This is a genomic window from Halalkalibacter alkalisediminis, from assembly GCF_028610705.1.
Classification (GTDB): domain Bacteria; phylum Bacillota; class Bacilli; order Bacillales; family Bacillaceae_D; genus Halalkalibacter; species Halalkalibacter alkalisediminis.
Genome location: NZ_JAQQWT010000002.1, coordinates 15,001 through 28,600 on the forward strand (window position 1 = coordinate 15,001; position 13,600 = coordinate 28,600).

Sequence of the window (13,600 nt, forward strand, 5' to 3'; positions counted from 1 at the left end):
GTTTTTGAGTTTTAAGTGACGTTAAGTAGGAGTGATTGATATGGTGAACTTAAAAAGCGAAAGAGAAATAAAATTAATGCAGCAAGCGGGTAGTATTTTGGCAGATTGTCACAAAAAAATAGCCAAAATGATCAAGCCTGGGATCACAACGATGGAGATCGATCAATTTGTTGAGCAATTCTTACTAAGTAATGGAGCAACACCCGAGCAAAAGGGTTACAAAGGTTATAACTTTGCGACATGCGCGTCCATTAACGATGAGATTTGTCATGGTTTTCCGAGAACTCAGGCACTTGAGGCTGGAGATATTGTGACCATAGATATGGTCGTAAACTACAAAGGGGGATTAGCCGATTCAGCTTGGACTTATGCAGTTGGAGATATCTCAAAGGATGCTCAAAAGTTGATGGAGGTCACTGAGGAATCTCTTTACAAGGGAATTGAGCAGGCGGTTGCAGGCAATCGACTTGGTGATATTGGTCATGCGATCCAATCTTTTGTGGAGACTGAAGGCTTTTCTGTTGTGAGAGACTTTACAGGTCACGGTATTGGTCCGACTCTTCACGAAGCACCACAAATCCTGCATTTTGGATCTCCTGGCAGAGGGCTAAGGCTAAAAGAAGGTATGGTCATCACAATTGAACCGATGGTAAATCAAGGGACTTGGGGGAGTAAGCTAGATTCAAATGGGTGGACTGCACGGACGGTTGATGGTAAATTGTCTGCTCAATATGAACATACAATTGCTATCACCAACGCTGGTCCTGTTATATTAACACAGCAATAATTTTTAATGGAGAGAAGTGAGGGGACAAAGCGAACATTCCTTTAAATTTCTTAATCTAAAAATGATGATGAATGAAAAGTAATGCCAAATTACAGGTACCAAAATTAAAACTCGGACACCAGATCCGGTATTTTCAAGGAATCTTTATAATTACGTGTTCTCATGGACATAGGGTACGTTATGTAACTATGAAGAATGAATATGGGAGTTTTTAATAGAATAGCCGATCCTATGTCCGAACATTGACTAAAATAAAGCTAATGGAGCTACATAATGGAACCAGTGTCCCAGGTAGAGGAGCGGTTCTTTTCATACTAGATTTTTTATTCATGTAAAAAGAGAACATCTTAAAAAATAAGATGTTCTCAATCGATATATTGAAATTATATTTATTGAATTGTCTCTGGTGTAAGTTTGTTAATTAAATCTTTAGCCAATGATTGATAGATGTTTTTCAGTTCTGGTTCATCGGTTATTAAGACAGAAGGTTCTCCGTTTTCCTGTGGAGATGCTAGCGGGATAGAAGCAAGTACGTCAGTCCCTAGATTAGTAGCCAGTTTTTTTCCGCCACCCTGACCAAATATAAAATATTTTTCCATTCCATCAGGCGTGAAATACGACATGTTCTCAATGACACCTAATATCGTATGATTTGTTTGCTTTGCCATGATGCCGGTTCGCTCCGCTACGTGGACCGCATTTGGATGCGGAGTGGTCACAATGATTTCTTGGCACTGTGGTAATTTTTGATGGAGATCCAATGCCATATCACCAGTACCGGGCGGCAAATCAAGAATCACAAAGTCTTGTTTTCCCCAAATGACCTCATCAAAAAAGTGACCGACCATTTTCCCAATCATTGGACCACGCCAGACGACAGGCTCATTTCCTTTTAGTAGAAACCCCATTGACATAACGGTGATATTTTCGTGCCCAACTGGGATAATCTTATTATTCATTGTTTTTGGTTTAGATTCGATGTTTAAAATCTTTGGAATGCTATATCCATAAATATCTAGATCTATAAGGGCAACTTTCTTGCCAAGATCAGCTAATGATAAGGCTAAATTGACAGCAACGGTCGACTTTCCTACTCCACCTTTACCACTCGTAATTGCGATGATATTTCCATTTAACAAGTTGCTCACTCCTTTGTTCTTACATTATAAGATAAACCGGAAAAATACTGTGATGAACATCACTTTTTAAAGGTTAAGTTGATAATGAAGAGGAGATTTTTAAAAAAATACATGGTCCTATACAAAAAAAGGAGGACGATCTCGGAGTATCATCCTCAATTAATCTATTACATTCTACAAATTTCCAAAGGGCAATTTTCACAATGGCAGATCTCTTTTAATCGATTCAGATCATAGACAACAAGATGACCATTTTCTTGACCTATGATTTCTCTTGAACGTAAATCGGATAGCATGCGATTTACGCTTTCTCTTGTGGCACCAATGTATTCTCCTAGTTCACCGTTTTTAACCTTTTTAGTAATACGAATACCGCTATCCAATTCTTCTCCATAAGAATTAGCCATTCGGATAATAGTAGAACAAAGGGCCCCTAGTTTGCCGTGAAACGTTAAGTCACGTAATTTTGACTGTGTTATTTGATTCAATAAAGAAGTCCATTTTAAAAATTCGACTGCAATTTCTCCTTGTTGCCAAAGGACGATTTCCAAGTCTTTTTGCTGAATCACCCCAATCACACTATCCTTCATGACTTGTGCGTTATAGCTATATTTAATATCCATGAAACTACTTAATTCTCCGAATAAATCCCCATTACTAAACATATTAAGGATGTAATCTTTACCATCGGATGTTGATTTGGTCATTTTAACGTGACCTTCTTTTATATAAAACAATTTATCCGCTTGGTCACCTTCCCAAAATAAGTAAGTACCAGCCTTTACTGTTTGTTCGTACATAATATCTGTTAATGCCGTTAATGTTTTATCTGATAGATGGAATGTATTTTGTTGGATGTTACGCTCAAGTGTTAATTTTGTCATTGTAACTCCTCCTGACGTATGAATATCTTTATTATATAGGAGAGTTTTTTAAAAAAATGTGATAAAAATCACACCTTACTAAAATGGGCTTTTATTCAATTAGGTGAAAACTGTGACTAACTTAACAGATGTTTGGACGATTTGGATATAAAGTATAGCTAAGGAGGTGTGGCTAAATGAATTTAACTGGTGTAATAATTGATGGAGGATATACAACTGGTCTAGATTTTGTCCCAGGTTTACTAAAGATTGGAGAGGAAACAGTAATCGAAAGACAAGTTCGAGAAATGAAAAAAGTATGTCAGGAGATTATATTAGTAACGAATCAACCTCATTCGTACTTACCTATCCTTGGCGGGTCGATCCGGATGATTACTGATTATTATAAAGGGTCAGGAACATTGAGTGGGATGTATGCAGCATTATCACTAGCAAAAAATGATACACTTTGGGTTGTTACTCCAGATATGCCTTTTATCTCAATGGATGCGATGACTCAAATGTTGGCTGAAAAAGATCAATCCGATGTCCAATTAGTTGTACCAGAGTGGGAAGGGAATCTGCAATTATATCATGCTATCTATGATCGTTCTTGTTTAGAAGCGACTCAAAAATTAGTAGAGCAAGACCAATTAGGAATAATGAATTTACTAGAACATATTTCTTTCAAAGTAATCCGCTGTATGGATAATACTTCATTTACTCTACGTATAAAAAATGTAGAAGATTATCAAAGAGTATTAGATCACGATCAACACTTCAAAGTGACGCCTTAAAGGTTGAGTGGAAACGAATCATCATGGATGAGGAGTTTCTTTTTTTTGTTTTAATTCTTGCTTGTGACACAGAAAAAAGTAGTAGTGTGAGGAACGTCACAGTTTGTAATGGGCTTATATTTTTTACTATGAGCTTATTCGAAATATGATATTGCTCCAATGTGCGCATATGTTTGTCCTAGTGAAGCTATTCGCTTTAATGACTTTGAAAAAATGTAATCATTAAGAAGAAGACGCACACAGATGAATGTAATTGAAGGAAAAAAACAAGTGAGTAAGATAAATGGAAATACGTACTGGAATTCTTTGGTGTTTATTCAGATTAGAGAGGAGGATCAAACATGCCAGATGAACTGAAAAGGCAAGCGAAGTAAACAAAAAAGTAAAGATGATATGGTGAACTTATCAGACAAGCTAAATCATGATTTTAAATTCTTTGTAACATGGGCGTTTAACGTTGTAATGCTTCAATGGACGATTGAGGCCTATTTAGGATTAGAATTTCACCTTGTATATCGCTACACAGCAATCGCAATGGTATCGGTCGTTTTTGCATTAATCACGTTTTTTGTCTGGAGAAAAATAGAATATAGGAAAACGTAGTCTGCTCACTGAGCAGACTTTTTACTTTATTGCATATACTATATAGGACATACAACTTATTTTACTTCTATCTGGATAGATGTTAGGATGAATGAAAATTAAGAATTGGAAGGAGACTGTTTTATTGAAACAAAATGAAGGTAAAGTTAGTCGTTTCTTTGATCAACTCTCCGATATGAATAAGCAATTAATGTCATCAAAAGGGACAAATATAAGTGTTCAATCAGGTGCAGTACTCTTCTCTGAAGGTGATTCACCAAAGTACATTTATTTAATCTGTTCTGGTCTTGTCAGATTAAGTAAATTAACGGCCGATGGTAAAGAATTTGCTGTTAATCTCAATCAAAAAGGAGATCTTGTTGGTGAAACAGGTTTGTTTAATGGTTTATCGTATAGTGTGACGGCTACAGTGGTTGAGGATGCCGAGTTAATCCGATATGAAAGACACGTAATAGAACAATTGTTCCAAGAAAATGGAGAAATTGCAGTAGCGTTTATGAAGTGGTCGTCCATTCATAACCAGTCAACACAGTCAAAGTTTAGAGATCTGATTTTGTGTGGGAAAAAGGGTGGTCTATACTCGACTCTGATCCGTTTTAGTAACTCGTACGGGGAAGAGCACAAAGACGGGATTCTCATTAACATAGCTTTAACCAATAATGAGATTGCTAATTATATTGGCACTACTCGCGAAGGTGTTAATCGACTAATGAGTGAGCTAAAAAAAGATAAAATCATTGCCTATGAAAACAATAAGATTGTCATTCATGATTTGCAATACTTAAGAGAATATTTAAAATGTGGAGATTGCCCTGTGGAAATATGTACGATCTAGTAACAAGCTATTAAGGATCATCCTTAGTAGCTTGTTTTTTATTTTCAAGTTAGTTATTGGAAAAAGACCACGAATGTTAACACTAATAAAGATAGAATTCCTGGATTTTTAAGTTTACTATTTTTCATTTTTTCATTCCTCCTAGTGTTTTCTCTTCATTGACCTCATCATAGCATCCTCTAAAAAAACATGTCTATTTCTGAAAGATAATATGACAAACAAAAACACGTATGTAAAATACTTCTTTTAAGAGCAACAAATTTCTCCTTCTCTTGTAAACTTTTTTCTTGTTTCCTATTTTGAGCTGAAATTAATTCTATTGAATTTCCTTGTGAACAGATCTAACAAGGTGATAGATATAATAAGGTAGTTTCTTTACACTTTACCCTGTACTTCTTATAAAACATAAAATAAGGGACGGAAGCACTTGTATACAGTTCTTATTTTAAAACGATATCTATGAGGGGGAAAGGGAATGAAAAAGAAAGAACAAATATCAGCATTACTTTTATCAACATTAGCAATGATCATTTCTTTTGCTGTTTGGTCGGTGTTTTCTCCGATAGCATCAACCTTACAAGAGCAATTTCAACTAAGCGAGACACAAAAGAGCTTTATTATTGTCACACCTATTATTTTGGGTTCGATCATGCGTATTCCAATTGGGATCATTGCAGACAAATTCGGGGCACGAAAAGTATATACACTAACAATGCTTTTTACGATATTTCCTATGATTGCAGCTGGGTTTGCTAATTCTTTTAGTGTACTTTTATTCTGCGCTTTCTTAATTGGAATGGCTGGAACAACGTTTACAATTGCTGTGACTTATGTAACGAAGTGGTTTCCAACTCAAAAACAAGGTTTAGTACTTGGAATAATAGGTATTGGTAACCTCGGTACAGCTGTTGCTTCATTAAGTCTCCCTTCAATTGTGCAAAGTTTTGGATTACAATGGGCCTTTTGGAGTTTAGCTATTGCGATTAGTGTAATGGCTTTTCTTTTCTGGGTAGGAACAAAGGAATTGCCGAAGCCGAAAAAAGTAAACACGTTAAAAGATGCGTTGTCTGTTACAAGGGTTAAGGCTACTTGGGTGCTTTCCCTTTATTACTTTTTAACTTTTGGTGGATTTGTTGCTTTTGGCTTTTATTTACCTACTCTATTACAAGAGGAATTTCATTTAAATGCTGTTAATGCTGGATTTACAGTAGCTGGGTTTGTTATCATCGCTACTTTTATCAGACCACTAGGTGGGTATATTGCCGATAAGTTTGGTGCAAATCAAGTACTGATCCTTTTATTTAGCGGTATTACATTGTGTGCAACGTTCATGGCTTTATTGGTTACTGATTTCAACCTTTTTAGTATTTGTTGTGTTGTAATGGCGATGTTATTAGGAGCAGGGAATGGGGCGGTGTTTAAGCTTGTACCATCAGTGTCACCAACGAATACTGGAGCTATTACTGGTATTATTAGTGCAATAGGTGGGATTGGCGGTTTTTTTCCACCTCTAGTTATGGGTGTTTTAAAAAGCGTCACCGGTCATTATAGTGCGGGCTTTATTTTATTAGCATGTTTTGCTTTAGGTTGTCTTGTTGTTACTATTTCTTCGCTCTATGCAGAAAGTCGAGAAATTCGTGTTAATGATACGAAACAAACATACTGAAATTACTAGTAGATTCCATTTTAGCGTATTGAAGAAGAGAATCTAATGAAGCTATTAAATTATAAGATTGAATTCATTGCATCTAACTACATGGTTGAGATAAAATAAACGTTGCTAGAAAAGTCTTGGAAATAGAAAGAAGGTAATTATATGATACAACGTACCGTATTAGTGAAATTTGGAGAAACGACAACACAAGAGCAGTTAAATGATGTCGTAACACGATTTAAAGCACTTGAAAACCAGCTTAAAGGAATTGTAGATTTGCAAGCAGGACTTAACTTTGCGGAGAAGAGCAAGGAGTATCAAGTCATGTTAATGGTTCGTTTTCAAGATAAAGCGGCCTTAGACGCATATGTGGACAATGCAGAACATCAAGCTGTTGCTGCGTACATAAGAGAAGTTGGAAGAGTCGACAGCATTGGTGTCGATATTGAAATTTAATTATCAAAAAGAGAGTGAATCATCATTGATTCACTCTCTTTTTTCTATGATCGCATTCTTAAGTACAATACTCAATTATTAGTTTTTCAAGAAAACGTTCCTGTATGTTTGGACCATCGACATTTCCTATGACACCTTGAACCTCACCATAGCGAGCCAACTCGTGATAAACCTCTTCAGTTTGCCAATCTCCAGCATGAATAATGAGATCGGCTTGTTTTAAATCCTCTTTTAGTTGTTCAGGAAGTTTTTTAGCTCGGTTCGGCATGTGGGTATCAGAAAGTGATCGCTCCTTAAATAAGTACGATAGATCATAGTACTGGACTTACAACCTATAGTTTATTGATCTTTTCTTGTTGATTGAAAAATTCTGAAATCAACTGTTCGATCTTCTCTAATTGTTTTTTAGAAGATAAGCCTTCTTTTAGATATGAATAATACGTTAAAGCAGATATCTGGAGCGATTGGGACAGCGTTGTTAGTACAGTGATGTCTACTCGAACGGAAACAAGTGCAACTGCATTATCTAATGAGGTAGGATCAACACCTGAAATGCAGCAACAAATGATGATTCAAGCAATGTTAGAAGGCATTAATTTTTCTTTCTATATCTCCTCTTTCATAGCTGTCCTAGCACTTATTCTCGCCTTTTTCATTAAGAGAGCCAAACAAGAGGAAGACCCAATTGAGAAAGAGTCTTCTGAGGAAAATATGTACCTAAATTGATGGGAAATTAGTTTCTAAAAAATCGAAAGGTAGTTGATTTAACGGAATCAGCTAGCTTAATACTGTGGGCCAAACACCCTTTTTAGACGAATGACATATAGTATAATGGAGAAGACCACATGAATAGACATACAGGGGTAAGGAGAGATACTTTTGTTTAATCCGTTACCTTGGGGAATACCTCAGGCCTCAACTCAGCCATCGTTACTCGATTTACTTCAAGGCGGAGGATACATTCTTTACGCAAGACACGCGCAAGCAAACGTTGGAGTCGATCAACCGAATCTCAGCTACGACCATTGTTTGTGCCAAAGAAATCTTTCCCAATATGGCAGGAATCAAGCTGTCGCGTACGGTCAGACGATTCGTCGTTTACGGATACCAGTTATGTATCCTGTTATGTCGAGTCCGTTTTGCCGAGTGAGTGAAACGGCCGCATTGGCTTTTGGAGCAGATTATGTTCAAGTAGATCCATTTTGGGTTAATATTTATAACTTGAGCCGTAATGTAAGTGCAGCAGAACAAGCAAACATATTATACAATCTTCATTCCGTACTAGAAACTCAACCAGCACCGGGGAGTAACAAAGTTATTATTGCTCACAGTTTTCCGCCATGGATTGGTCTAGGTTCGATTCCAGACATGGGAACAGTCGTTGTGAGACCTCGTGGTCAAGGAAATGGATATGAAGTTGTTGCCTACCTTTCTTTAGAGGATTTGACTAGGGTAGGTGTATAGAAGGACAATAAAACTTAAAAAAGAAAAAAAGACTTTGACAGAGAAAAACTCCTTCAATCCTATTGCGTTCATGTAAAGAAGGAGTTTTTTTAAAACACTTTTGTTAAAACTCCCTAATTTTTATTTAACGTCTTGAACTGTTGTGGTAGCTCTTTGGTTATAGAATAAAAGAATGAGACATTCACTCATACCCATAGCTATATCCAAACCTAAAGGTAAAGGTTGAGATTTATTTGAAAAGTGGCAATGAAGAAATTGCTATATATTTCAAGAATCTAGTTACCGGGTTATACCTGCCCAAATAATTAAATAAGTTGGCGGATAGATTACCTTCAATGTGACTTGTTAAACTAAGAAGTCGCTGCTTTAATAAGTGAATAGCGACTTTCGTTATTGTCTTCTTTAGGGGAGAATACCTTGATTCGCAAATGGGAATTTATGATATATTTATTTAAAGGTTCACGAGTTTGCATTAAAGAAGTATGAGATCATTTAACACCTAGAGAAGTAGACGACATACATATGTTCTCCAAAGGTGGGAGTTTGTATTTAAGTAAGCTGTAAATTATACAACATTGTTAACCTTTTAATTGATGACGTTTACGAATACGTAGCGTCAATGGAGGTGGCTGTCTTGGTGACTGAAATAAAAATTGAACAATTATTTTCAATTGAGAACCATATTGATGAACTTTCGGAATTAATTATACAGATAGTAGAAGAAGGAGCTTCAATAGGATTTTTACCACCAATGAAGCAATTAGACGCAAATAAATACTGGGAATCAGTTTTAAACCCAGATGTAATTCTTCTCGTAGCCAAATCAAACAATCAAATAGTTGGAAGTGTGCAGTTGCATCTATCAGGGAAACAGAATGGAAGTCATAGAGCTGAGATAGGAAAGTTAATGACACATCCCAATTTTCGTCGTAACGGAATTGGCCGTTTACTTATGCAAGAAGCAGAAGTAAACGCAATTCAAGAGAATAAGTCATTATTAATTTTAGATACAAGAGAAGGTGACCCATCTAATAAACTATACACTTCATTAGGTTATATACAGGCTGGAAGAATCCCTACCTATGCGAAATCAGCGAATGGAGAATTAGCTGCAACTATCTTTTATTATAAAGAGCTTAATCAGAGTGATTATAATAACCAGAGGTTTCAGAATGAATGATAACTAAAGTATTCCTAATTTTATCGGATATAGGGTCAATAAAAGGTTATTGAAGGAGATTACAAGTTTTGATTTAACGAAGGCCATTTTCTTAGTGGGGAAGGTTGTTGGGTAATTATAGATAGCATAACCAATCGAGTATGCTAAGGGTTATGCTACCTTTATTATTATGAGAATTACAGGTTCTGTTCTTTCCTTAACCGTTCTATTTTTGGGTTTAATTTTATCTTCCTCGTATAGAAACTGTGAATGAGCATACCAAATGTAATAATAAATAGTCCACCTAAAGCTAAGCCATTTGGTAATGGGGTTGAAAGAAGCAATACCTCACCAATGATTACAAATAACACTTGCGTTGATTGTGTAGCTTCGACAGCAGCTAATTTTCCCTGGTGCTCTCTAACCCTGTCAGTAGCTATAAAAAATAAAGTTGTTGCAATCACTCCTGAGCAAATGGCAACAATAAAAGATTGGAGAAGTTGATCGGAAGAAGGTGCTCCGACTTTTATGAAACCGAAAGTACTAATGATTATCCAAAATGGAAGACTTGCCAATGTCATTCCAAACACTCTTTGAAACGTATCTAATCTTCCTCCACACAACTCCATCATTTTACGATTTCCTAGTGGATACGCAAACGCAGCAAGGACAACAGGTAAGACACCGACGATAATCATATGTACCGTTAGAACATTAGCTTGTTGCCATTGAATAAGTAAGACTCCAAACAAGATTAGTAGTGAAATGATTAAAGCCTTCATCGGTACGGTTTGTCTAACCTGGATTGGACCGTTTTTCGAATGAATCGTTTTGAAAAAAAATGGTCCTAATAACACACCTGCTACAATAGTAAGTTGCCAGGTTCCTGCAACTAACCAACCTGGTCCATATGCAGCCGCAAACGTTAAGGGAGCGTAAAATAAAACAAAACCAACAAAACTCCACCATAGCCAATGCAAGGGTTGTCTGACAATTTCATCAATAACTTGTTTTAAATTGCTTCTTGCCAGTACAATTAAGAATAAAAATGGGAGCATAAAAAGGAATCTTAAAGAAGAACTCCACATCCAACTTCCTCCTGCCAGTTCCATGGAGCGATTCAAAATAAATGTGACAGCAAAGAACATTGAGGCCAATATGCCAATGAACATTTCTTTCATAAGATACACACCCTTCATTAAATGGCCAATCGGTACAATATATTATACTTTAGATTAATTATACTATACTATGTAGGTGGTTAGGAGTATATATTACAAAAGGAGGGGTTTTTATGAATAGCAAAGATAATGGCAATCAAGTAGAAAAATTAGCTAAGCAAGTTGGAGAAACTCTTAGAAGAATAAGGCAAGAAAGAGGAATGAGCCTACAAGAACTAGCTACTATAACAGAGGTAAGCAAATTAACCTTAGGTAATATAGAGAGAGGAGAAGCAAACCCTTCCCTAAGTGTTATTTGGAAAATAGCAAACGGTTTAAGGTTCCCTATTTCAGCACTGCTAAATGAAAAGCAAGAAGTAGTAGTCTCTCGGAAAAACAGAGGGAATAAAGTAGTAAGTGCCAATGAATCTTGTACTTTAGAACCGATATTTGATTCTACTAATTATGGTTCTTTAGAAATACATAGAGCTTTTCTAAAACCTAACAGTGAATATTCGCCAGGTGCTCATCAGGCAGGAGTCATCGAATATGTTACTGTAATGAAGGGTGAGTTAAAAATAAAAATACAGGATGACTATTATCATCTATATGAGTACGACTCGATCAAATTTAATGGTGATAGAGTGCATGCTTACATGAACCCAACTGATTTTGAAACAGTATTACATTTTGTTATGACCTATTCGAATTCTTGAACTTTTCTATATCATTATTTGATGTATTTGTAGTTTCACACAACTTGAAAATTAAAAATTAATTAGGGAATAAGGGTATCCATTATATGGGCTTAAAGATTAGAATGGTCTTTGTCACACTTGAATCAAACATAGGAACATTCGCTATCAACTTCCTCGCATTTGAACAGGCCAATTTTATTCAACAAGCTGGAGTATTTCCGGGTTCAAACGTAAATAAGTTTAAACAAGGTAAAGTGGACTTTGATAAAAGCAGAACGACGAATGCACCTATATTACATGATGAGTACATAGCTTATGAATGTAAGGTCATGAATCGAATACTTATGGCGATTATAATTGGTTTATAGGTGATATTTTACAATTCTATCGTAACAAGAAATGTTTTTAGAAAATGGCTTGCCCAACTTTGAAAAGCTTACAATTCCTCCATATTTATGAAGATCTACGTACACTTGTGTTGATAAAAATAATAAACTCGTTACTCATCCTGTAACAGAATAGTTAATCACATGAATCAAGGTGTTAGATATTATTAGCTAAAGGTATCGAACGTTTCAGAGTTAAAGGCGTTCAACAAGATCAAGGAAGCGCTTGCTCTACATGAGAAATCGCTTCCTTGCGTTTATCCGTTGACACTTGTGTGAATATTTGGATATTTGTGATAAAATTAGATGGTTAGGAGAATAACATTAGAATATGGTATAGCGCTTATGAATACGAAAGAAATTCAAAATCGGAAGAACAAGATCAGATGAAAATTGAAGTTTTAGATAAAGATAAGAAAGTTTTGTGGGAAGTAGTTTTTGAGGCGAACTTAGGTTATTGATTGATTTTGAAGAACTGTTAGTTTAACTCAAGGGTCTATGCCTCAAGAGGTTTTGTTGGTATTATACTAGAAATTTAATAGGAGATGTTTAGATGAGCGATACAATCTTTTGGATTTCTACACTTGGTAGTTTAGTTACTTTAGGTTGCTTTGTTTGGCTATTCGCTTCAATTGGAAAGAGAATTTTAAAAGAGGAAAAAGAAGCTGGAAGAGATTTGACTTATGAAGCGAGCCCATTTACAGGGTCAGCAAAAACAAATAAAAAGTAGCTTCATTAGAGGTGCAGGTGCTTAAAGAGGTAACTTATTACCGAACAATTATTTCTTAAAGCATAATACAGTTAATCAACTTTGCCAATGAAAATAAGAAGGTTGTTTTAGTTGGACATGATTTTTTTTATGTTAATAGCTAAGGAATTGCAGTAGAATGGGTGGAATGGTAAACGAAAAACAAGTGCAAAACATTGGGATTGTATGACATATTTTTCAATTAATTCATAGATGATACCGTGAAAATTAAAAAAAGATTTCTAATTCAAAGAGGGAGGTGTAAGGATGAATAGAATAAATCTTATTACTCTAGGTGTAAAAAACATTAGTCATTCTTTGGAATTTTATAGAGACGGTTTAGGTTTTAAAACAACAGTTAGCGAAGACCAACCAGCTATTGTTTTTTTAACAATGGTGGAACTAAATTAGCGTTATATCCTTTAGAGGAACTGGCGAAGGATATAAATGAACAGGACCCTCCTATCGGTAAAGGCTTCTCTGGAATTACACTTGCATTTAACGCCAAATCAGTGGAAGAAGTCGATCACATGATTAAAAGAGCGGAACGAGCAGGTGGGAAAATTGTAAAAAAACCTCAACGTGTTTTTTGGGGAGGGTATAGTGGTTACTTTACAGACCCTGATGGCTTTTATTGGGAGGTAGCTTATGGCGAAAATTGGGAGTTTGATGATAACGAAATGTTAATCATTAAATAAAAAATTAGTAGGATTGTCTTTTTAACAAATGCTGGTTGTACGGAATTTTATGAAGTTTTTTCAATGGTAGTTAAGCTGAATCGCAATTGGCTACTAGCTAAAAAAATTCCATTCATAATCATGCTAATGATCTAAAATGATAAGTTGGAATAA

General features: G+C 35.7%; 15 protein-coding genes and 2 pseudogenes. 13 read left to right on the forward strand and 4 right to left on the reverse strand.

Annotation, left to right across the window (positions count from 1 at the left end):
- Positions 1-40: 40 nt before the first annotated feature.
- Positions 41-787 (forward strand): type I methionyl aminopeptidase, encoded by a 747-nt coding sequence (map, locus tag PQ474_RS02565; RefSeq protein ID WP_273840332.1) that lies wholly within the window; start codon positions 41-43, stop codon positions 785-787.
- A 389-nt stretch (positions 788-1,176) separates the two neighbouring features.
- On the opposite strand, the gene PQ474_RS02570 is transcribed toward map, so the two are convergent.
- Entirely contained in the window at positions 1,177-1,926 is a 750-nt protein-coding gene (locus PQ474_RS02570; RefSeq protein WP_273840334.1) for an Mrp/NBP35 family ATP-binding protein, read from the reverse strand.
- A gap of 167 nt (positions 1,927-2,093) precedes the next feature.
- Positions 2,094-2,810 carry a Crp/Fnr family transcriptional regulator gene (locus PQ474_RS02575; RefSeq protein ID WP_273840336.1) on the reverse strand — a complete coding sequence of 239 codons (717 nt, stop codon included), beginning with the start codon at positions 2,808-2,810 and terminating at the stop codon, positions 2,094-2,096.
- Positions 2,811-2,986: 176 nt separating this feature from the next.
- Here PQ474_RS02575 and mobA point away from each other — a divergent pair, with 176 nt between their 5' ends.
- From mobA to PQ474_RS02600, 5 genes are all read left to right on the forward strand, one after another.
- Positions 2,987-3,586: a molybdenum cofactor guanylyltransferase gene (gene mobA, locus PQ474_RS02580; protein WP_273840337.1), complete on the forward strand. Its 600-nt coding sequence runs from the start codon at positions 2,987-2,989 to the stop codon at positions 3,584-3,586.
- Positions 3,587-3,982: 396 nt separating this feature from the next.
- Entirely contained in the window at positions 3,983-4,189 is a 207-nt protein-coding gene (locus PQ474_RS02585) for a hypothetical protein (RefSeq protein WP_273840339.1), read from the forward strand.
- 124 nt (positions 4,190-4,313) lie between these two features.
- Positions 4,314-5,024: a Crp/Fnr family transcriptional regulator gene (locus PQ474_RS02590; RefSeq protein WP_273840340.1), complete on the forward strand. Its 711-nt coding sequence runs from the start codon at positions 4,314-4,316 to the stop codon at positions 5,022-5,024.
- A 475-nt stretch (positions 5,025-5,499) separates the two neighbouring features.
- On the forward strand, positions 5,500-6,690 hold the full coding sequence (locus tag PQ474_RS02595) for an MFS transporter (protein WP_273840341.1): 1,191 nt from the start codon (positions 5,500-5,502) through the stop codon (positions 6,688-6,690).
- A gap of 150 nt (positions 6,691-6,840) precedes the next feature.
- Positions 6,841-7,134, forward strand: a complete 294-nt coding sequence (locus tag PQ474_RS02600; RefSeq protein WP_273840342.1) for a Dabb family protein — start codon at positions 6,841-6,843, stop codon at positions 7,132-7,134.
- Positions 7,135-7,192: 58 nt separating this feature from the next.
- On the opposite strand, the pseudogene PQ474_RS02605 reads toward PQ474_RS02600, so the two are convergent.
- Positions 7,193-7,405: pseudogene (locus tag PQ474_RS02605) on the reverse strand (metallophosphoesterase family protein); the annotation flags it as partial.
- 218 nt (positions 7,406-7,623) lie between these two features.
- Here PQ474_RS02605 and PQ474_RS02610 point away from each other — a divergent pair.
- The 3 genes from PQ474_RS02610 (at position 7,624) to PQ474_RS02620 (ending at position 9,778) form a co-directional block, all read left to right on the forward strand.
- Positions 7,624-7,860: a hypothetical protein gene (locus tag PQ474_RS02610; protein WP_337956306.1), complete on the forward strand. Its 237-nt coding sequence runs from the start codon at positions 7,624-7,626 to the stop codon at positions 7,858-7,860.
- Between the two features lie 153 nt (positions 7,861-8,013).
- The gene (locus tag PQ474_RS02615) at positions 8,014-8,598 is read left to right on the forward strand and encodes a histidine phosphatase family protein (RefSeq protein ID WP_273840344.1); all 585 of its coding nucleotides are present in this window, start codon (positions 8,014-8,016) and stop codon (positions 8,596-8,598) included.
- A gap of 619 nt (positions 8,599-9,217) precedes the next feature.
- Positions 9,218-9,778 carry a GNAT family N-acetyltransferase gene (locus PQ474_RS02620; RefSeq protein WP_390186666.1) on the forward strand — a complete coding sequence of 187 codons (561 nt, stop codon included), beginning with the start codon at positions 9,218-9,220 and terminating at the stop codon, positions 9,776-9,778.
- Positions 9,779-9,954: 176 nt separating this feature from the next.
- Here the strand turns inward: PQ474_RS02620 and PQ474_RS02625 are convergent, their stop codons facing one another.
- Complete coding sequence (locus tag PQ474_RS02625; protein WP_273840348.1) at positions 9,955-10,938, reverse strand: DMT family transporter; 984 nt, start codon at positions 10,936-10,938, stop codon at positions 9,955-9,957.
- A gap of 113 nt (positions 10,939-11,051) precedes the next feature.
- On the opposite strand from PQ474_RS02625, the gene PQ474_RS02630 reads away from it, so the two are divergent.
- The 4 genes and pseudogenes from PQ474_RS02630 (at position 11,052) to PQ474_RS02645 (ending at position 13,447) form a co-directional block, all read left to right on the forward strand.
- Entirely contained in the window at positions 11,052-11,633 is a 582-nt protein-coding gene (locus PQ474_RS02630) for a helix-turn-helix domain-containing protein (RefSeq protein WP_273840349.1), read from the forward strand.
- A gap of 86 nt (positions 11,634-11,719) precedes the next feature.
- On the forward strand, positions 11,720-11,983 hold the full coding sequence (locus PQ474_RS02635; protein WP_273840351.1) for a flavin reductase family protein: 264 nt from the start codon (positions 11,720-11,722) through the stop codon (positions 11,981-11,983).
- Positions 11,984-12,554: 571 nt separating this feature from the next.
- A complete protein-coding gene (locus tag PQ474_RS02640) occupies positions 12,555-12,731 on the forward strand; it encodes a hypothetical protein (RefSeq protein ID WP_273840353.1) in 177 nt (58 codons plus the stop codon).
- Positions 12,732-13,016: 285 nt separating this feature from the next.
- A pseudogene (locus PQ474_RS02645) lies at positions 13,017-13,447 on the forward strand (VOC family protein).
- Positions 13,448-13,600 lie beyond the last annotated feature (153 nt).

Excerpts from the sequence above, each read along its gene's own strand:
- PQ474_RS02630 (WP_273840349.1), top strand. The coding sequence starts at position 11,052 with ATGAATAGCAAAGATAATGGCAATCAAGTAGAAAAATTAGCTAAGCAA.
- PQ474_RS02610 (WP_337956306.1), top strand. The coding sequence starts at position 7,624 with ATGTCTACTCGAACGGAAACAAGTGCAACTGCATTATCTAATGAGGTA.
- PQ474_RS02635 (WP_273840351.1), top strand. The coding sequence starts at position 11,720 with ATGGGCTTAAAGATTAGAATGGTCTTTGTCACACTTGAATCAAACATA.
- PQ474_RS02600 (WP_273840342.1), top strand. The coding sequence starts at position 6,841 with ATGATACAACGTACCGTATTAGTGAAATTTGGAGAAACGACAACACAA.
- PQ474_RS02620 (WP_390186666.1), top strand. The coding sequence starts at position 9,218 with ATGGAGGTGGCTGTCTTGGTGACTGAAATAAAAATTGAACAATTATTT.
- PQ474_RS02640 (WP_273840353.1), top strand. The coding sequence starts at position 12,555 with ATGAGCGATACAATCTTTTGGATTTCTACACTTGGTAGTTTAGTTACT.
- PQ474_RS02625 (WP_273840348.1), bottom strand. The coding sequence starts at position 10,938 with ATGAAAGAAATGTTCATTGGCATATTGGCCTCAATGTTCTTTGCTGTC.
- PQ474_RS02595 (WP_273840341.1), top strand. The coding sequence starts at position 5,500 with ATGAAAAAGAAAGAACAAATATCAGCATTACTTTTATCAACATTAGCA.
- map (WP_273840332.1), top strand. The coding sequence starts at position 41 with ATGGTGAACTTAAAAAGCGAAAGAGAAATAAAATTAATGCAGCAAGCG.
- mobA (WP_273840337.1), top strand. The coding sequence starts at position 2,987 with ATGAATTTAACTGGTGTAATAATTGATGGAGGATATACAACTGGTCTA.
- PQ474_RS02575 (WP_273840336.1), bottom strand. The coding sequence starts at position 2,810 with ATGACAAAATTAACACTTGAGCGTAACATCCAACAAAATACATTCCAT.